The sequence below is a fragment of the Glacieibacterium frigidum genome, assembly GCF_007097155.1.
In the GTDB taxonomy this organism is placed as follows: domain Bacteria; phylum Pseudomonadota; class Alphaproteobacteria; order Sphingomonadales; family Sphingomonadaceae; genus Glacieibacterium; species Glacieibacterium frigidum.
This window is the reverse complement of record NZ_VJWA01000002.1, coordinates 1,100,208-1,118,467: the sequence shown is the minus strand read 5'-3', so window position 1 is coordinate 1,118,467 and position 18,260 is coordinate 1,100,208. Positions and strand designations below refer to the sequence as shown.

General features: G+C 69.9%; 14 protein-coding genes. 7 read left to right on the top strand and 7 right to left on the bottom strand.

The features are described from left to right. Positions 1-5 precede the first annotated feature (5 nt). Together FMM06_RS14885 and FMM06_RS14880 are read left to right on the top strand one after the other, a co-directional pair. Positions 6-3,179, top strand: coding sequence for an efflux RND transporter permease subunit (locus FMM06_RS14885; protein WP_144335114.1), 3,174 nt, complete (start codon positions 6-8; stop codon positions 3,177-3,179). 11 nt (positions 3,180-3,190) lie between these two features. Beyond that, the gene (locus FMM06_RS14880) at positions 3,191-4,588 is read left to right on the top strand and encodes an efflux transporter outer membrane subunit (RefSeq protein WP_144335113.1); all 1,398 of its coding nucleotides are present in this window, start codon (positions 3,191-3,193) and stop codon (positions 4,586-4,588) included. A gap of 225 nt (positions 4,589-4,813) precedes the next feature. Here FMM06_RS14880 and FMM06_RS14875 read toward each other — a convergent pair whose 3' ends face one another. After that, the gene (locus FMM06_RS14875) at positions 4,814-6,202 is read right to left on the bottom strand and encodes an NAD(P)-binding protein (protein ID WP_144335112.1); all 1,389 of its coding nucleotides are present in this window, start codon (positions 6,200-6,202) and stop codon (positions 4,814-4,816) included. Between the two features lie 101 nt (positions 6,203-6,303). Between FMM06_RS14875 and FMM06_RS14870 the strand changes: the two genes are divergently transcribed. Genes FMM06_RS14870 through FMM06_RS14860 form a run of 3 tightly spaced genes read left to right on the top strand, consistent with a single transcriptional unit; the run spans position 6,304 to position 8,764 of the window. Continuing rightward, positions 6,304-6,849, top strand: coding sequence for a 2,4'-dihydroxyacetophenone dioxygenase family protein (locus FMM06_RS14870; RefSeq protein ID WP_144335111.1), 546 nt, complete (start codon positions 6,304-6,306; stop codon positions 6,847-6,849). Positions 6,850-6,851: 2 nt separating this feature from the next. Beyond that, positions 6,852-7,883: a zinc-binding dehydrogenase gene (locus FMM06_RS14865; RefSeq protein WP_185965210.1), complete on the top strand. Its 1,032-nt coding sequence runs from the start codon at positions 6,852-6,854 to the stop codon at positions 7,881-7,883. Further along, complete coding sequence (locus FMM06_RS14860; RefSeq protein WP_144335109.1) at positions 7,880-8,764, top strand: alpha/beta fold hydrolase; 885 nt, start codon at positions 7,880-7,882, stop codon at positions 8,762-8,764. The genes FMM06_RS14865 and FMM06_RS14860 overlap by 4 nt, the downstream gene beginning before the upstream one ends. A 67-nt stretch (positions 8,765-8,831) precedes the next feature. On the opposite strand, the gene FMM06_RS14855 is transcribed toward FMM06_RS14860, so the two are convergent. The 6 genes from FMM06_RS14855 to FMM06_RS14830 form a co-directional block, all read right to left on the bottom strand. Beyond that, entirely contained in the window at positions 8,832-10,097 is a 1,266-nt protein-coding gene (locus FMM06_RS14855; protein ID WP_185965209.1) for a spinster family MFS transporter, read from the bottom strand. 7 nt (positions 10,098-10,104) lie between these two features. Continuing rightward, on the bottom strand, positions 10,105-12,249 hold the full coding sequence (locus FMM06_RS14850) for a TonB-dependent receptor (protein WP_144335107.1): 2,145 nt from the start codon (positions 12,247-12,249) through the stop codon (positions 10,105-10,107). A 103-nt stretch (positions 12,250-12,352) separates the two neighbouring features. Next, complete coding sequence (locus tag FMM06_RS14845; protein ID WP_144335106.1) at positions 12,353-12,808, bottom strand: MaoC family dehydratase; 456 nt, start codon at positions 12,806-12,808, stop codon at positions 12,353-12,355. 12 nt (positions 12,809-12,820) lie between these two features. Further along, positions 12,821-13,606, bottom strand: coding sequence for an enoyl-CoA hydratase/isomerase family protein (locus tag FMM06_RS14840; protein WP_144335105.1), 786 nt, complete (start codon positions 13,604-13,606; stop codon positions 12,821-12,823). After that, complete coding sequence (locus tag FMM06_RS14835; protein WP_144335104.1) at positions 13,603-15,213, bottom strand: class I adenylate-forming enzyme family protein; 1,611 nt, start codon at positions 15,211-15,213, stop codon at positions 13,603-13,605. Before FMM06_RS14835 ends, FMM06_RS14840 begins: the two co-directional genes overlap by 4 nt. A gap of 67 nt (positions 15,214-15,280) precedes the next feature. Continuing rightward, complete coding sequence (locus tag FMM06_RS14830; RefSeq protein ID WP_144335103.1) at positions 15,281-15,925, bottom strand: TetR/AcrR family transcriptional regulator; 645 nt, start codon at positions 15,923-15,925, stop codon at positions 15,281-15,283. 107 nt (positions 15,926-16,032) lie between these two features. Here FMM06_RS14830 and FMM06_RS14825 point away from each other — a divergent pair, with 107 nt between their 5' ends. Beyond that, complete coding sequence (locus FMM06_RS14825; protein WP_144335102.1) at positions 16,033-17,238, top strand: acetyl-CoA C-acyltransferase; 1,206 nt, start codon at positions 16,033-16,035, stop codon at positions 17,236-17,238. Beyond that, positions 17,235-18,251 (top strand): NAD-dependent epimerase/dehydratase family protein, encoded by a 1,017-nt coding sequence (locus tag FMM06_RS14820; protein ID WP_185965208.1) that lies wholly within the window; start codon positions 17,235-17,237, stop codon positions 18,249-18,251. Before FMM06_RS14825 ends, FMM06_RS14820 begins: the two co-directional genes overlap by 4 nt. Positions 18,252-18,260 lie beyond the last annotated feature (9 nt).

Sequence of the window (18,260 nt, the reverse complement as noted above, 5' to 3'; positions counted from 1 at the left end):
CCCCCATGCGCCTGTCTCGCTTCTTTATCACGCGTCCGATCTTCGCGGCGGTCATCGCGATCGTCATCATCCTGGTCGGTGCGTTGGCCTACACGCGGCTCCCCGTCGCGCAATATCCCGACATCGTGCCCCCGACGGTGACCGTCAGCGCGGCCTATCCGGGCGCTTCGGCCGAAACGGTGGCGGCGACGGTTGCCGCGCCGATCGAGCAGGAGATCAACGGCGTCGACAACATGCTGTACCAGTCGTCGCAGTCGACGGGTGACGGCAATCTGACGATCACCGTCACCTTCGCGATCGGCACAGACCTCGATGCGGCGCAGGTGCTCGTGCAGAACCGCGTCGCGGTCGCCGTGCCGCGCCTTCCCGAGGATGTGCAGCGGTTGGGCGTCGTGACGCGCAAGACCTCGCCCGACTTCCTGATGGTCGTGAACCTGATCTCGCCCGACAACTCGCTCGATCGCGGGTATATCTCCAACTATGCGCTGACGCAGGTGCGCGACCGGCTGGCGCGCATCGAGGGCGTCGGCGACGTGCGGCTGTTCGGCAGCCGCGACTATGCGATGCGCGTATGGATCGACCCGACGCGTGCCGCCGCACTCGACCTGACCGCCGGCGAGATCGTCGCGGCGCTGCGTTCGCAGAACGTCCAGGTCGCCGCCGGTACGCTCGGCCAGCCGCCGTACGCCCAGGGCAATGCCTTCCAGCTCAACGTCGAGACGCAGGGCCGGCTGACCGACCCGGCGCAGTTCGCCAATGTCGTGATCCGCACCGACGCCGACGGCCGCCAGGTTCGCGTGTCGGATGTCGCGCGCGTCGAGCTCGGTGCCGCCGACTACGCCTCGAACACTTATCTGTCCGGACAACCGACGGTGATCGCGGCGGTGTTCCAGCGCCCGGGCTCGAATGCCCTCGCGGCGGCCGAACAGGTCAGCGCCGAGATGGAGGCGATGTCGAAGACCTTTCCCAAGGGCCTGGAGTACCGCGTCATCTACAATCCGACCGAGTTCATCGCCCAGTCCGTCGACGCGGTGATCACGACGCTGTTCGAGGCAATGCTGCTCGTCGTTCTCGTCATCCTCGTCTTCCTGCAGAAGTGGCGCGCGGCGATCATCCCGATCGTCGCGATCCCCGTCTCGCTTGTCGGCACCTTCGCGGTGCTCGCCGCGCTCGGCTATTCGCTCAACACGCTGTCGCTTTTCGGCCTGGTGCTGGCGATCGGTATCGTCGTCGACGACGCGATCGTCGTGGTCGAGAATGTCGAGCGCAACCTGACGCGCGGGCTGACCCCGCTCGCGGCGGCGCAGACTTCGATGGACGAGGTGTCGGGGGCGCTGGTCGCGATCGTGCTGGTACTGTGCGCGGTGTTCGTGCCGACGCTGTTCCTGACCGGCCTGTCGGGGGCGTTTTACCAGCAGTTCGCCGTGACCATCGCGACGGCGACGGTGATCTCGCTGGTCGTCTCGCTGACGCTGTCGCCGGCACTCGCGGCGATCCTGCTCAAGCCGCACGCGGCGAGCGGTCCCGGGAACCGCCTGACCCGCATCATCGGGACCGCAGGCGACCGCTTCAACCGTGCCTTCGAACGGCTGAGCGAGCGCTATGCCCGGCTGACGGCGCGGCTCGTCGTGCGCCCGAAGCGCATGATGATCGGCTATGCCGGGCTGATCGCCGCGACCGCCGCACTGTTCTGGGCGACGCCGACCGGGTTCATCCCGGCGCAGGACCAGGGCTATTTCCTGACCGTCGTGCAGCTGCCCGCCGGTGCCTCGGTCGAGCGGACCGACGCCGCCGTCCGCAAGGTCGCCAATCGCATCCTGCCGCTCGCGGGCGTCAAGGGCGCGGTGATGCTGGCGGGCTTCGACGGCCCGTCGCAGACGCTCGCCCCGAACGCCGCCGCCGCCTACATCCCGCTCAAGTCGTTCGAGGAGCGCGCCAAGCTCGGCGTGACCTTCGAAGGCATCATGGAAGCGGCCCGCAAGGCGACTGCCGACATCGACGAAGCGCGGATCCTCGTCATTCCGCCGCCGCTCATCCAAGGTATCGGCTCGGCGGGCGGCTACCGCATGATCGTCCAGGATCGCGGCGGCGGCAGCTACCAGCAGCTCGCCGCCGAGACGGGAAAGCTGCTCGGCAAGGCCAACCAGACCGAGGGGCTGGCGCAGGTCTTCACCTTCTTCGATGCCTCGACACCGCGCGTCTTCGCCGACATCGATCGGGCCAAGGCCGACATGCTCGGCGTGCCGCCGTCGCGGGTCTTCGAGGCGCTGCAGGTCTATCTCGGCAGCTCGTTCGTCAACGACTTCAACCTGCTCGGACGCACCTACCGCGTCACTGCGCAGGCCGACGCGCCGTTCCGCGAGACGACCGCCGACATCGCCAACCTGAAGACGCGGTCGGCCTCGGGCAACATGGTGCCGATCGGCTCGGTCGCGACCTTCGAGGACCGGACGGGGCCGTACCGCGTGACGCGCTACAACCTGTTCCCGGCGGTCGAGATCGACGGCGATACGGCCCCCGGCTACTCGTCCGCCGCGTCGCTGACGACGATGGAGAAGCTCGCGGCCGAGACTTTGCCGGCGGGCTACGGCACCGAGTGGACGGGCATTGCCTTCCAGGAAAAGGCGGCGGGCAGCACCGCGGCGGTGGTCTTTGCGCTAGCCGTGGTGTTCGTCTTCCTGGTGCTTGCGGCGCAGTACGAAAGCGTCGTGCTGCCGCTGTCGATCGTGCTGATCGTGCCGATGTGCCTGCTCGCCGCGATGATCGGCGTGAACCTGCGCGGCATGGACAACAACGTGCTGACGCAGATCGGGCTGGTCGTGCTGATCGCGCTCGCGGCCAAGAACGCGATCCTGGTCGTCGAGTTCGCCAAGCAGGCCGAGGAGCAGGACGGGCTGAACCCCGTCGAGGCCGCGGTGCGGGCGGCGCGCGACCGGCTGCGGCCGATCCTGATGACGAGCTTCGCGTTCGTCCTCGGCACCGTGCCGCTGCTCATCGCCAGCGGTGCGGGCGCTGAGCTCCGCCAGGCGCTCGGCACCGCGGTGTTCTTCGGCATGCTCGGCGTCACCGGGTTCGGGCTGCTGTTCACGCCGACCTTCTATGTCGTGTGCCGTGCACTCGGCGACCGCCTGTCGCGCCGTCGCCCGGTCGCCGACGCCCGGCTCCAGCCTGCAGAATGAGGAGGACGCACATGGTCCGCTTGCTCGTCGCTTCCGTCTCGGCTCTGGTACTCGCTGCCTGCGCCACGGGACCCGACTACGTTCGCCCGGCGGCAACGGCTGCCGCACAGGCGCCGTTCGTGTCGCTCAGCCCGGCGGTCAGCACCGCCGCTGCCGCCGACGACTGGTGGCGGCTGTACAACGACCCCGTGCTCGACGGGCTGATCGCCGACGCGCTCGCGGCCAACACGGATATCCGCGTCGCCGTCGAACGGCTGGCGCAGGCGCGCGCCACCCTGCGCGAAGTCCGCGGCGACCGCCTGCCGCAGGCCAGCGCCGGGGCGGGCGCGACTTACGGCCGGTCGTCCGAAATCCAGCGCGCGCCCGGCGGCGACCGTCAGGCGTGGACGATCGATGCCGGGCTCGACGTCGCCTACGAGGTCGACCTGTTCGGCCGCGTCTCGCGCGGCGTCGAGGCGGCGCGCGGCGAGGCGGGTGCGGCGGAAGCCGATGCCGACGCGGTGCGCGTCGCGATCGTCGCCGAGACGACGCGCGCCTATGCCGACGCGGCAGCCGGCGCCGAGCAGCTCGCGGTGGCCGAGCGCATCGTCGCGCTGCTCGACCGGTCGCTCGGCGTTACCCAGCGGCGGGCGCAGGTCGGGCTGACCACCGGCCTCGACACCGCGCGCATCGCGGCGCTGCGCGACCAGCGCCAGGCCGAGGTGCCGACGATCGCCGCCGAGCGCCAGGCGGCGCTGTTCCGCCTTGCGACGCTGACCGGCCGCACCCCCCGCGACCTGCCGCCGATCGCCGCACAGCGCAGCGAGACACTGCGCCTCGCGGTCCCCATCCCGGTCGGCGACGGCGCGGCGCTGCTCGCACGCCGCCCCGACGTTCGCGCTGCCGAGCGGCGGCTGGCGGCGGCGACCGCACGGATCGGCGTGGCGACTGCGGACCTTTATCCGCGGATCACGCTGGGCGGGTCGATCGGGTCGACCGGCACGGGGGTCGGCAGCCTGTTCGGGGCCGGTCCGCTCAACTGGCTGCTCGGCCCCCTGATCAGCTGGAACCTCAACTTCGACAAGTCTCGCGCGCGGATTGCAGGCGCCGAGGCGGGCAGCCGGGCGGCGCTCGCGACCTTCGACGGCCGCGTGCTGACCGCGCTCGAGGAGACCGAGACTGCGCTGTCGACCTATGCGGGCGTGCTCAAGCGGCGCGCCGCGCTGCAGTCAGCGCGCGACCAAGCCGGCGTCGCCGCACGCATCACCCGCGCCCAGCAGCGCGAAGGCCAGATCGACAGCCTGGCGCAACTCGATGCCGAGCGCACCTTCGCCGACACCGAGGCCGCCCTCGCACTCGCCGACGCCCAGATCGCGCGCGCCCAGATCGACGTCTTTCGCGCGCTGGGCGGAAGCTGGGTCACGACCTGAGCGCGACGCGGCGACGTCAGCCACGAGTGCCGGGTTGGGAAATCCGAACCGCTCGATGCCGTCCGCGATCTGCCGAACCTGCTTCTTGGGGTGCGTCCGTGTGTTGCCGGCAAAGGTCGACGTGTTCCGGGATCGCGTCTTTCGATGACGTGAACCCCTCGACCAATGCTGCACCAGCGGCCCGGGCCGAATAGCTTACGCATCCTGCCTGCACTGATCTCGTTCTTAAGTCGACATCAGCGACCTCAGCTTTTCCGCCATCGCAGCAACGACGGCGCGCCGTATGGCGAGGGCCTCGGCGCGTGCGGCTGGCTCCTCGGGGAGCGCCGGGCCGACGTGGCGGATCCAGTTCAGGCGGGCGCCGTCGAGCCAGGATTGCAGCGCCGGGTCTTCGGCCCAGCGGCGCTCGTTGGCGTCGTCGGCGACTGTCGTGCGCAGGAAATCCAGGTCGGTGTCGGGGTGCGCGATCGGGCGGCAGAGGTCGTTCTTGACGGCGTCGTCCGGGTACGCGGCCTCGACATGGGCGATGAAGGCGGCGCTGAACACCTGCTGGCAGGTCCGTACCGACTGGAGCGTGATCGCGCCGCCGTCGAACACCGGCACCTCGGGCCGCCGTTCGAGGCCGTCGGCCGAACAGTCGATGTGAAGCGTCGCTGCGGTCGTCGGCACCGAGCCGCCATCCAGCTCGATCGCCGTCGCGCCGATGCGGCGGACGCGGCCGAGGCGGACGACGTCCTCGATCCGGCGCAGCTCGACCAGTTCGCTCTGGGAGACGGTCGCGCACCGGTACATCGTCGCTTTTACCGTGGGATCGACCCGGATCAGGCGGCCGCACGCCTCCAGCCGCGTGTAGAGGTCCTCGACCGACGTCGCGGCGGCGACCGCTTCGAGCTGGCCGATCAACACGGGCACGATGCGGTCGGCGAAGGCCGGGCCGGGCTGGGTCAGCGTCCGGTCGATCAGCCACGAGTCGCGTGGCATGATCCACGTCAGGCGCTGCGGATCGACGCCGCGGCGCAGCAGCCACAGGCAGGTGTCGATGCCGGTCTTGCCCGCGCCGACGACAGTGAACCGGTCGGGCGCGCCGCCGAGTGCGGTCAGCGCGTTGGGCGGTACGCAGGTCACGCCGTGGTCGATCGCGTAGGGCGGCGTCCGCATCGCGGGGACGGTGACGTTCTGGTAGGTCGCGTCGACGATGCGGCGGCTGGCGGTGACTGAGAAGGCCTCGCCGGTGACGAGCGAGCGGCAGCGCCCGCCGCCGAGATGCTCGGTCATCGGCAGATAGCGCACCCGTCCGCTGGGCAGCAGCGTCTGCTGCATGACCTGGTCGAAATAGGAGCAGATCTCACCGGTGCCGGCGAGTTCGAGCAGGCCGGCGTTAGGCCCGTGGCTGTCGATCGCATCATTGCCCAGCGGCCGCGAATTGACGCCGTAACCCGCCGACGGCTGGTGCAGGCGGACGAACGGATAGGCGCGCGTCCAGTGACCGCCGGGCTGGTCGTAACGGTCGACGATGGTCACGCTCGCCCCAGTCTCGGCGACGAGCGTGTCGGCGAAGGCGAGGCCCATCGCGCCGGCGCCGATGACCAGATAGTTGGTTTCGAGATCCATCATGCGCCGCCCCATGTTCGTTGCGGGCACTCATATCGCGCTTGCCCTCGACTGAACAGTTGTTTAGTTTGGCTCATCCGGTTCGATGACCAAGGACTTCGAAGATGGCCGATGCCGATCCGCAGATTCCCCCCGCGCTTGCCGTGTTCGCGGCCAAGATGGCGGCGCGCCCGGTCGTCCCGGCGACATCGGATCAGCAGACCCTGCATGTCGGGATCGGCGACCTGCCGTGGCTGGAGGCGGGCGATGGCAGCGCGCTGCAGCTGCTCCATGTCGACCTGAACCAGGGCATCTGGATCGCCAACAACCGCCTGCCGCCGGGCTACAAGGTGATCAAGCATTACCACACCGGCCAGGTCTATGCCGTGACGCACCAGGGCCGCTGGTTCTATGCCGAAAGCCCCGAGGCGATGAACAGCCCGGGGTCGTACCTCTATGAGCCCGCCGGATCGGTCCACACGCTGTGCACGCCGGCCGATCAGCAGGGCGACACGATCGCGTGGTTCGCGGTGCACGGCGCCAACGTCAATCTCGACGCCGACGGCAATATCCTGTCGGTGTTCGATGCGCGCGCGGTGCTCGATATCTACCGCGGCTGGTGCGACGCGATGGGGCATCGCTACGACGCGCTGATCGTGATCGGCGAATGACGATGCGCGCGGCGGTCCTGCGCGACCGGAGCTTCAGCGTCGAGACCCGGCCGATGCCGGTGCCGGGGCCGGGCGAGGTGCTGCTTAAGACGCGCCTGTGCGGCATCTGCGGGTCCGACCTGCACCTGTTCAAGCACGCCGCCGAGATCGCCAGGCTGGGCGAGGAGCTCGGAGCGCCGGCGCAGGACCTGACGAAGGGGCTGGTGCTGGGGCATGAATATGTCGGCGAGGTCGCGGCGTTCGGGCCCGGCACCGCGCAGGCGCTGAAGATCGGCGACCGGGTCTGCTCGGTGCCCTTCCTGCTCAAGAACGGCGCGCCCGCGCCGATCGGCGCCAATGTCGAGATCGACGGCGCCTATGCCGAGTATTTCCTGGGGACCGAGGCGCTGTTGCTGCGCATCCCCGACGGCGTGCCCGACGCAGCGGCGGCGCTGGTCGAGCCGCTGGGCATCGGCATTCACGCGGTCGCGAAGTCGCGGATCGACGGCAACAGCCATGCCGCGGTGGTCCTGGGCTGCGGGCCGATCGGCCTCGCGGTCGCCGCCGTGCTGCGCATGCGGGGCGTCGAGACGATCGTCGCGTCCGACTTCTCGACGCGCCGCCGCGCGCTGGCGCTCCAGATGGGGGCGACCCTCGCGGTCCACCCGCGCGAGGCATCACCCTTCGCCGCGCTGTCCGCGGGCCGGCCGGTCGTCGTGTTCGACTGTACGGGTGTGCGCGGCGTCCTCGCCCAGGCGATCCGCGACGTGCCCGTGGGCACGCAGATCGTCGTCGCGGGCATCCCGCAGGGCGAGGAGAGCTTCAGCCCGATGATCGCCATCGCGAAGGAGCTCAACCTGCAGTTCGTGCTCTATTATGCGCCCGAGGAGTTCGCCGCGGCGCTCGACGCGGTCGCGGCGGGCCAGCTCGACTGGCAGCCGCTGGTCACCGGCACGGTCGGGCTCGACGGCATCGCCGGCGCATTCGCTGCGCTCGAGGACCCGGAGGCGCATGCCAAGATCATGATCGATCCGTCGAGCGACGCCCGCCTGTGAGCGAGGCGGCGGCGCTGACGCTGTCGAACGGGCCCTTGCGCTTTTCGGCGCGCGCGCTGGGCGACGGGCCGGTGGTGCTGTGCCTCCACGGCTTCCCCGACAGCCTGCGGACCTTCGACGACCAGCTGCCCGCGCTCGCCGCGGCGGGGTATCGTGCGGTTGCGGTCACGATGCGCGGCTACGAGCCTGCCGCGCAGCCGGCGGACGGCGACTATCACGCGATCCGCATGGTCGAGGATGTCGCGGCGTGGATCGATCAGTTGGGCGGCGGCCGCGTCCACCTCGTCGGCCACGACTGGGGCGCGACCATCGCCTATGCCGTCGCGGCGAAGCTGCCCGACCGGCTCGCGTCGCTGGTCACCATGGCGGTTCCGCATCCCGGGCGCTTCGCCGCCGCCCTCGCCGGCGATCCGGCGCAACTCGCGCGCTCGTCGTACATCCTGTTCTTCCAGCAGCCCGAAGCCGACGAGGCGATCGCGCGCGACGACTGGCGCTATCTCGAAGACCTGTGGCGCAGCTGGTCGCCGGGCTGGACAGTCCCCGCGCCGCTGCTCGCCGACATGAAGCGGAGCTTCGCGCGAGGCGGCGTCGGGGCGGCGGCGCTCGCCTGGTACCGGCAGGCGATGGACACGGTGTCGGCGGCAGGCGTCGCGTCGGGGGCGCTGTTCGCGGGTCCGGTCCCGGTGCCGACGCTGGGCATCTGCGGTGCCGGTGACGGCTGCATCGCGGCGGACGTGTTCGAGCAGGCGATGCGCGAGGAGGATTTCCCGAACGGCCTGTCGGTGCGCCGCGTCGCCGGGGCCGGCCATTTCGTCCACCGCGAGCAGCCGGACGTCGTCAACGCCGCGCTCATCGACTGGCTTGCGCACCATCCTGCCTGAGGAGGGCGTCGGGCGCATCGTGGTGCGCTCGGCGATCGGCTTCGGCCCACAGGCCAAGGCGACTGCCTCAGATGTCGCTGGCCAGCTGCGCAGACGCGGTCTCGCTGGCGCGCGCCGCGAGGACGAAGTGGAGGGCCGCCCAGCCGAGAAACGCCGTCGCGAGCGCTAGGGCGTAGCGCAGGCTGTCGACGCCGGCCGAGGCGGCGAGCGCATCGCTGACCACCCCGACCGCTGCCGGCCCGACCCCCAGCCCGATCAGCGAGGAGAGCATCAGCATGATCGCCACGGCGGTCGCGCGGCGGTGCGGCTCGGCGAAGCTCTGGATCGCGGCGAGCGCGACGGCACCCCCCGACGCCGCGACGAAGGTCGCCGCGAACTGGAAGGTGAAGGCGGCGAGCGTGCCCGGCACCAGGAACGCCCCGGCGAACAGCGGCCAGGCGCCTGCATAGGCGAGTGCCGGCAGCCAGAGTTCCCAGCGTTCGTCGCGGCGGCGCAGGCGCGTCATCGCCAGCCCGCCCGCGATAGCCCCGGCGATCCCGCCGCCGCCGCCCGCGAGCCCGCCGTACAGCCCGACCTCGGCCAGACCCAGCCCGTGGCTGCGGATGAAGAAGGCCGAAATCCACTGCGACATGCCGTAGGTGGCGAACGCGCCGATCGAGATGCCGACGACGAGGTGGACGAAGGCCGGATGGCCGAACAGTGCGCGCACCGTCGCGAACGCTGACTCCCGCGCCGGGGCCGGATCGGCGGCGGCGCGCGGGGGCTCGTTCATGGTCAGGAACAGCAGCAGCGCCAGCGGTAGCCCCGCCGCCCCCGCCGCCATCAGCGCGACGCGCCAGCCGTAGCGTTCGGCAAGCCAGCCCGCGCCGGCGAGGCCGAAGCTCAGGCCGATCAGCCCGCCCGCCTGGAAGATGCCGATGGCGAGGGCGCGGCGATGCGGCGGGAACAGGTCGCCGATCAGCGAGTGCGATGCGGGCACGCAGCCGGCCTCGCCGATCCCCACCGCCATGCGCGCCAGGAACAGCTCGACGAAGTTGCGCGCGAAGCCCGTCAGCGCAGTCATCGCGCTCCACACCACGAGGCAGGCCGACACCAGCGCGACGCGCGACCCGCGGTCGGCGATGCGCGCCAGCGGCAGGCCGGCGAGCGCATAGAGCAGCGCGAAGGCGAAGCCGGCGACCAGCCCGACCTGCGTGTCCGACAGGTTCAGGTCGCGCTTGATCGGCTCGACCAGCACCGCGATGATCATGCGGTCGAGATAGTTGAGCAGGCTGACCAGCGACAGCAGCACCAGCGCATAGTTCGCCGACGCGGCGCCGCCGGGCTTCACCACGCGCCGGTCAGAAATCGATGCTGAAGCGCGCGCCCAGCCGGCGCGGGAAATTGGGCTGGATGCCGAGCGCCGCGCGCGTCAGCGCGACGCGCGTGTTGGTCAGGTTCTCGGCGAACAACTGGAATTTCCAGCCCGCCTTGCTGATCCCGGCGCGCAGTTTGAACTCGTTGAGCTCGTCCGATTCGAGCCCGCTCGAATCGAGCTGGGTGTTCCGGAAACTATAGCTGCCGTTGATGAAGCCCTTGGCGTCCCACGCCGTGAGGTCGTGGGCGTAGTTGGCCGAGACCTGCACGCTGCTCTTGGGCACGTTCGGGATGCGCGAGCCGGGGGCCGCGAGCGGGTTGATCGCGACGATCGTCGGCAGGACCGAGGTGAACTCGGTCTCGTTGATATTGCCGACGAGCTGCAGCGTCAGTCCGCCGACCGGCTTGATGATCAGGCCCAGGTCGATGCCCTTGCTGCGCGCATTGCCGCCGTTCGACAGCGTCGCGACGCCCGAGATTGTCGACTGCAGCTGAATGTCCGACCAGTCGATCTGGTAGATCGCGGCGTCGAGCGAGACCAAGCCGTCGAACAGCTTGCCCTTGGCGCCGACTTCGTAGCTCCACACCTTGTCGGGCTGGATCGCCTCGTCGACCGGCACGCCGAGCGCAGCCGACGCCGCGGCAGCCTGCGAGGCCGACTGGAACGAGCCGCTGCGGAAACCCTTGGCGACATTGGTATAGACCAGGAAATTGTCGCTGGCCTGGAAGGCCGCGTTGAAGCGCGGGTTGAACGTCTTGAAGACGTCGCCCTGCGCGGTCTGGACATTGGTGTTGCGGTCGAGGCCCGTCAGGCGGCGGCGATCGCGGAACTGGCGGCCGCCGGCGGTCAGGGTCAGCCGGTCGTCGAACAGCTTGTACGACAGCTCCCCGAACACTGCCCATGCCTTGGTCTTGATCGTGCCGAAGCTGTTGATGTTGACGCTGAACACCGTGCTGCACGGCAGGAAGACGCTGAGGCAGATGTCGCTCTCGATTTCGCCGTCGCTGTAATAGGCGCCGACCAGCCAGCCGAACGGCCCGTCGCTCGACGAGGCGAGGCGCACTTCCTGCGTAAACGCGGTCGACTTGAAGCGCGAGATGTTGCGCAGATAGCCGCTGCCGAGCCCCGGCGCGGTCAGGAACGAGGCGTCGAAATCGAGCAGGCTGTCGATGTACGACGTCGAGCTGGTCAGCTTGGCGAAGCCCAGATCGGCGTTGATCACGCCCGACAACAGGGTCAGGTTGGAATTAACGAAATTGGGGCGGCCGTCGGGGCCCGTGGTGTCGTTGTACCGGGGCGGATCGGCCGTATCCATCGTGTTGCGGAAGTCGAGCGTGTTCTCGACACGCCACGCGCCGAGCTCGATGCCGACGTCGTCCGACGCCTTGATGCCCAGCTTGGCGCGGATGTTCCACGACTCCTGGTCGTTGACGTCCTTGCGGGTGACCGCGAAGCCGGTGCCGCTGGGCCGCGCGAGGTCGGCGAAGCCGCCGACGCTCTCATAGCCGCCGCTGACCCGCAGTGCGGCGACGCCCGGCGCGACGGGCACGTTGACCACGCCGTCGACAGCATAGCTCGGCTCGCCGCCCGCGGTCAGCGAGCCCTCGACCTGGGCGCGGCCCAGGATCTCGTCGAAATCGGGGCTGGCGGTGACCAGGCGGATCGTGCCGCCCATCGCGCCCTGGCCGTACAGCGTGCCCTGCGGCCCGCGCAGCACCTCGACGCGCTCGAGATCGAACAGCCGCGACGGCGGCGCGAGCTGCAGGTTGGGAACGCTGAACGGCACATCGTCGACATAATAGCCGACGGTCGCGTCGCCGGTGGTGCCGCTGGCGATGCCGCGGATCTGGATCGTCTCGAAGCCCGGTGCGGTGCGCGACACGCTCGACGCGCCGGGGATCGATTCGATGAGGTCATTCAATTCCTTGGCGCCCTGCTCCTCGAGCTGCGCGCCCGAGAAGGCCTGGATCGAGACGGGCACCTTGAGCAGCGTCTGCTCGCGCTTGAGCGCGGTGACGACGATTTCGCCGTCGTCCTCCGGCTCGGCTGCAGTCTGTGCCAGCGCGGGGCCGGCGAGCGCCGCTAGCGCCACGCCCGACAGGAGAAGCCTCAATATATCGAACCGCATGACCGCCCTCCCCAACCGGCCGAATTGTTTCGGCTCACGTCGCAGGACTAAACGTCTGTTCAGTCCGATGCAAGACTGAACATTTGTTTTGCCCGTTGGAGGATCAGATGTACTGCATTCCCAGCCAGTCGGCGGTCAGCGCAGGCCGGTCGCCGCCTTCGATCTCGATCGTCACGCGCGTCGTGGTCAGCCAGCGCCCGCCCCCCTTGTCCTCGGCCGCGAGCAGCGTGTGGCGGGCACGCACGCGCTTGCCGACGTGCACGGGGGACAGGAAGCGGACGCGGTCGAAGCCGTAGTTGACCCCCATCTTCAGCCCCTCGAACACCGGCACGCCGTCGGGCATCAGCGTCGCGATCAGCGACATCGTCAGGAAGCCGTGCGCGATCGTGCCGCCGAACGGCGTCGAGCGCGCACGCTCGGGATCGACATGGATGAACTGCCGGTCGCCGGTCAGCTCGGCAAAGGCATCGACCATCGGCTGGTCGACGAGCAGCCAGTCGGACGCGCCGAGGTCGCTACCGACCAGCGACTGCACGGTGGCTGGGGTGACGCTCTGCATGGGGCTGGTCCTTTACGCGCCGCTGAAGCGCGGCGGCCGTTTCTCGAAGAACGCCGCGACGCCTTCGCGAAAATCGCCCGTTCGCGTCGCAAGCAGCCACTGGTCGGCGTCGGCGTGCATGATCGCCTGGTCGAGCGCGCCCGCCACCGCGTTGGCGCTGCGCTTGATCATCTGCACCGCGACGGGCGGCAGCGCGGCGTAGCGCTCGGCCATCGCCCGCGCCGCGTCGTCGTGCGCGCCGGCCTCAACCAGTTCGTCGAAGAAGCCCCAGGCGAGCATGGTCGTCGCGTCGAACAGTTCGCCGGTCATCACCATGCGCTTGGCGCGCGCCAGCCCGACGGTGTGGATCGCCAGCGGCAGCGCGTTCCACATCAGGTTGATGCCCAGCTTGACCTCGCCGTAGCCGACCCGCGCGTCGGGTGCGCCGATGCGGAAGTCGCAGGCAGTCGCGATGCACGTCGCGCCGCCGGTCGCGATGCCCTGCATCACACAGATCGTCGGCTGGTGGATCTCGCGGATGGCGCGCATCAGCCGCGCGCCGAGCTCGGCGGTGCGCCGGATCTGTACGGTCGGCGGCGCCTCGCCGCCCATGCCGCCGATGTCCGCACCGACGCTGAAGTCGTGCCCCTCGCCGCGGATAATCACCGCCCGCACCTCGGGCCGGTCGGCGAGCCCCTCGGCCATGGTCTGCAGCTGCTTCAGGCTGGCGGGTGTCAGCGCGTTGCGCTTCTCCAGCCGGTCGAGGGTGATGGTGACGACCGCGCCGTCGCGCGTCTCGCGAAAATGACCGTCGCTCATGCCGCCTGCTTTTCCTCGAGCCGCCGTTTCAGCGCCTGCTTGTCGATCTTCATGTTGGGCAGATACGGAAGCTCGGCCTCGAAGCTGAAGGTCTTTGGAATCTTGTAGTTGGCCAGCCGCGCCTTGAGGAAGTCGCGCAGCGCATCGGCATCGAGCGCCGGGTCCGCCGTTGCGATGAAGGCGTGTCCGACCTCCTGGAACACCGGGTGCGGCACGGGCAGTACGGCGGCCATCGCGACCGCCGGATGCTCGTTCAGCGCCAGCTCGATCTCGATCGGGTAGATGTTGTAGCCCCCCGACTTGAACATCTCCTTCAGCCGGCCGACGAAGGTGAAATTGCCGTCGTCGCGCTCGACGCCCAGGTCGCCGGTGCGCAGGAAACCATCTGCGGTGAAAGCTTCCGCGGTCGCTTCTGGCCGGCCGAAATAGCCCGTCATGCAATAGGGACCGCGAACCTGGATTTCGCCGGTGGCGCCGATCGGCAGCGCCTCGCCGGCAGCATTCGCGATGCGGATTTCGGCGCCGGGCAGCGCGCGTCCGAAGGTCTCCGCCATGATCGCCGGGCTTGCGCCGCGGTCGGTCGCGGTGACGATCCCGCACGTCTCGGTCTGGCCATAGACGTTGTACATCGGCACGCCGGTGGCGACGACGGGGGTCAGCAGCGCCTCGGCGGTCGCGCCGCCGCCGAACACGATCAGCTTGTAATTGCCGAGCCGCGTCAGGCCGTTGTCGGGCTGGGCGGCGAACATCGCGAAGCTCGTCGGGCTGGCGACGAGATAGGTCAGCTGCTCGCGCACGGTGATGCGTGCGATGGCATCGAGGTCGACGCGGTGGTGGAAGACGATTTTGCCGCCGAAGGCGAAGACGTTCATGCAGACGTTGTTGAGCGCGCCGACATGGTTGATCGGCGCGACGCTGATCGTGCTGGCGAGCCCGTCGGCCATCCAGCACAGGTTGCACAACGCCGCCGCCATGATCGCCCGGTGCGACAGCATCGCGCCCTTGGGCTTGCCAGTCGTCCCCGAGGTATAGACGATGACCGCGATGTCCTCGGGATCGACGGCAAGGCGGCGCGCCGCGAGCGTCGCGTCGTCGACCGACGCGCCGCGCGCCATGAAAGTGTCGAGCGCCACCGCGCGCCCGACCGGATCGCCAAGCGCGACGAAGGTGCCGACCGCGCCGCCGATCGACTGCAGCTCGGCGCCGTAGGCGCGGCCCTCGTATTCGATCCGGCAGAACACCAGCGACGGTGCCGCATCGTCGAGCAGATACTGGTATTCGGGCAGCTGGTAGCGCGGGTTGAGCCCCATCCACACCGCGCCGATCGACACGGTCGCCAGGTAGGTCAGCCAATAGTCGAGGCTGGGCGGCACCATCGTCGCGACGCGGTCACCCGGCGCAATCCCCGACGCAACCAGTGCGCGCGCGACCGCGTCGACCCGCGCGGCGAGTTCGACGTGGGGCAGGCGCAACTCGCCATCGATCGCGGCTTCGGCGTCGGGCAGCGCGGCGGCGTGGCTGGCGAGCAGGTCGTGGATGCGCGTGCAGGCCAGCTGCCGGGCAAATCGCGCGCGATTGGCGTCGGCAATCTCGGCAATTCGCGTCATCTCGGCTGTTCACTCCCGCCCGGCGGCAGGGCCACCATAAGCGACAGCAACGCCACTGAGCAAATGTTTAGTTTTCCGGTGCCGGGTCCGGCCGGGTGCCGCGGGCGATCAGGTCGATGTAGGCGAGGTACCGCCGCCGCCACAGCGCCCGGTCATAGCCCGACCGCCCCAGCACCTTCTCGACGAAGGGCTCGAGCATCAGCGTCCCGAGCTCCATGTAGATGATCAGCAGCGGCAGCCACAGCCGGTCGACTTCGGGGCGCAGGCGGCCCTCGGCGTCCATCCGGTCGACGGTCGTGCGCGCGACCTGGTAGAAGCGTTCGAACAGATGCGCACCCCAGTCGCTGCCCTCGAGCAGGGCGCGGCGCATATAGGCCTTCGACAGGTCCCAGTCGCCGACGTGGCGGTCGATCCATTGCTCGGTCCATTCGACGACGGCGTCCATGCCGCGCGTCTCGGCGTCGCGCGCGTTGAGCGGGCGGTCGGTGATCGCCTCCTCGAACTGCGCGAGGAAATAGCGGTCGACCGCCTCGCGCAGGCCCTCCTTGGAGCCGAAGTGATGGTTGATCAGGCCGACCGAGACCTCGGCCGCCGCGGCGAGGTCGCGCACGGTTACGCCGTCGAAGCCCTTCTCCGCGAACAGCGCCATCGCGGTGCGGATGAGCCGGTCCTTGCCCTTGGCGAACTCGACGATCTCGGCGGCCTTTGCCATGTCATGCCCCTTCCGCCGCCGCAGTAGCAGCAGGCCCGCGCCATCGCTATCGGCTTGCGCCGAACTGAACAGACGTTTAGTCGGATCGTCTTCGCCGGGAGACCGAAATGACCGACATCGCCATCGTCGCCACCGCCCGCACTGCGCTCGCCAAGTCGCTGCGCGGCAGCTTCAACGACACGCATCCGATCACGCTGGCGGGTCACGCGCTGCGCCACGCCATCGCGCGCGCCGGTGTCGACCCGGCCGAGGTCGAGGACGTCGTGCTCGGCTCGGGCCACCCCGAAGGTGCGACCGGGTTCAACATCGCGCGCAACGCCGCGATCGCCGCGGGCTGCCCGGTCGAAACGAGCGGCCTGACGGTCAACCGCTATTGCTCGTCGGGCCTGCAGGCGGTCGCCATCGCTGCCGGCCGGATCGTCAACGAAGGCGTCCCGGTTATCGCGGCGGGCGGTGTCGAGTCGATCTCGATGGTCCAGCTCTCGGGGCACATGAACACCCACAAGGCGACCGACCCGGCGCTGTTCGCGGCCAAGCCCGCGCTGTGGATGGGCATGATCGAAACCGCCGAGCTGGTCGCCGAGCGCTACGGCGTGACGCGCGAAGCGCAGGACCGCTACGCGCTCGAAAGCCAGCAACGCACCGCCGCGGCGCAGGCAGCGGGCCGGTTCGACGATGAGATCGTCCCGCTGCGCACGATGTGGAAGAGCGTCGACAAGGCGAGCGGTACGGTCAGCGAGGTCGAGGTCGTGGCCGACCGCGACGAGTGCAACCGGCCCGACACCAGCTACGAGACGCTGGCCAACCTAAAGCCCGTCCTTAAGAACGGCATGACGATGGCGGAGGGCCGAACGGTGACCGCCGGCAACGCTAGCCAGCAGTCCGACGGTGCCAGCGCGCTGATCATGATGCCCGCCGATGCGGCGACGCAGCGCGGGATCCAGCCGCTCGGCTTCTTCCGCGGCTTCGCGACGGCGGGCTGCGAGCCCGACGAGATGGGGATCGGCCCGGTCTTCGCGGTGCCGCGCCTGCTCGCGCGCCACGGCCTGAAGGTCTCCGACATCGGGCTGTGGGAGCTCAACGAGGCCTTCGCCAGCCAGTGCCTGTACAGCCGCGACCGGCTGGGCATCGATCCGGCGATCTACAACGTCAACGGCGGCGCGATCTCGGTCGGGCATCCCTATGGCATGACCGGCGCGCGCTGCGTCGGGCACGCGCTGATCGAGGGCAAGCGCCGCGGCGTCCGCTACGCCGTCGTCACCATGTGCGTCGGCGCCGGCATGGGCGCCGCCGGACTGCTCGAGATCGCGTGAGCCGCGTCCTGGTCACCGGCGGGCCGGGCTTCATCGGCCGGCGCGTCGTGCAGCGCTTCCTGAGTGCCGGGTGGGACGTCACGAGCTTTTCGCTGCCCGGCGAGCCGCCGATCGCGGGCTGGAGCGCGCCGGTGCGCATGGTGCACGGCGACCTAGCCGACCGCGCCGCCGTCGCCGATGCTGCCAGGGGCTGCGAGCTGGCCATTCACCTCGCCGCCCCGGTCGGCGTCGCGGGCCGCTACCAATGGCAATGGGACACGATCGTCGAGGGCACACGGCATGTCTGCGAGGCCGTCGCGGCGCAGGGCGGCCGGGCCGTGGTCGCCTCGTCGATCGCGGTCTACGGCACGCTGATCCAGACCCGGACGTGCCGCGAGGACGACGGGCACGGCCCCTGGGCGGGGGCCTATGGCCGAGCCAAGCAGGGGCAGGAGCAGATCGCGCTCGAAATCGCTGCGCGGACCGGCATGGCGCTGACGCTGGTCCGCCCGGCCAACGTCTACGGCGTCGGCGGCGCGAGCGCCTGGGGCGACAAATTGCTCGACGCCTTCGCCGCGACCGGCGGGGCGGTGTTCGGCGCAGCCGAGCGCAACGACGCCGGCCTCGTCTATGTCGAGAACCTCGCCGACGCGCTGTTCCTCGCAGGCACCAGCGACGCCGCCGTCGGGCGGACTTACAACGTCTGCGACGGCAGCGGCGTCACGTGGCAGCGCTTCGCCGACGACATGGCGGCGATCGTCGACCGGCCGCCGCCGCCGGCGATCCCGCTCGCCGATATGCTGGCCGCCGTCGCCGCCAACGAGGACCCAGCCGAGTTGGTCGAGCCGCGCGACCCGGCGCTGCCGTCGCTCGAAGGGCTCAACCTCGTCGGCTTCGACAACCGCATCGACGCGTCACGCATCCGCCGCGAGCTCGGCTGGCAGCCGCGCGTCACTTACGAGGATGCGCTGGGCGAGATCCGCGCGGGCTACCGGCAGGCCGCCACTCTGGACACCTGCCGCGCGCGCCTATAACTGAACATC

Coding starts and splice junctions, on each gene's coding strand:
- FMM06_RS14885 (WP_144335114.1), top strand. CDS start 6: ATGCGCCTGTCTCGCTTCTTTATCACGCGTCCGATCTTCGCGGCGGTC.
- FMM06_RS14880 (WP_144335113.1), top strand. CDS start 3,191: ATGGTCCGCTTGCTCGTCGCTTCCGTCTCGGCTCTGGTACTCGCTGCC.
- FMM06_RS14875 (WP_144335112.1), bottom strand. CDS start 6,202: ATGATGGATCTCGAAACCAACTATCTGGTCATCGGCGCCGGCGCGATG.
- FMM06_RS14870 (WP_144335111.1), top strand. CDS start 6,304: ATGGCCGATGCCGATCCGCAGATTCCCCCCGCGCTTGCCGTGTTCGCG.
- FMM06_RS14865 (WP_185965210.1), top strand. CDS start 6,852: ATGCGCGCGGCGGTCCTGCGCGACCGGAGCTTCAGCGTCGAGACCCGG.
- FMM06_RS14850 (WP_144335107.1), bottom strand. CDS start 12,249: ATGCGGTTCGATATATTGAGGCTTCTCCTGTCGGGCGTGGCGCTAGCG.
- FMM06_RS14845 (WP_144335106.1), bottom strand. CDS start 12,808: ATGCAGAGCGTCACCCCAGCCACCGTGCAGTCGCTGGTCGGTAGCGAC.
- FMM06_RS14840 (WP_144335105.1), bottom strand. CDS start 13,606: ATGAGCGACGGTCATTTTCGCGAGACGCGCGACGGCGCGGTCGTCACC.
- FMM06_RS14835 (WP_144335104.1), bottom strand. CDS start 15,213: ATGACGCGAATTGCCGAGATTGCCGACGCCAATCGCGCGCGATTTGCC.
- FMM06_RS14830 (WP_144335103.1), bottom strand. CDS start 15,925: ATGGCAAAGGCCGCCGAGATCGTCGAGTTCGCCAAGGGCAAGGACCGG.
- FMM06_RS14825 (WP_144335102.1), top strand. CDS start 16,033: ATGACCGACATCGCCATCGTCGCCACCGCCCGCACTGCGCTCGCCAAG.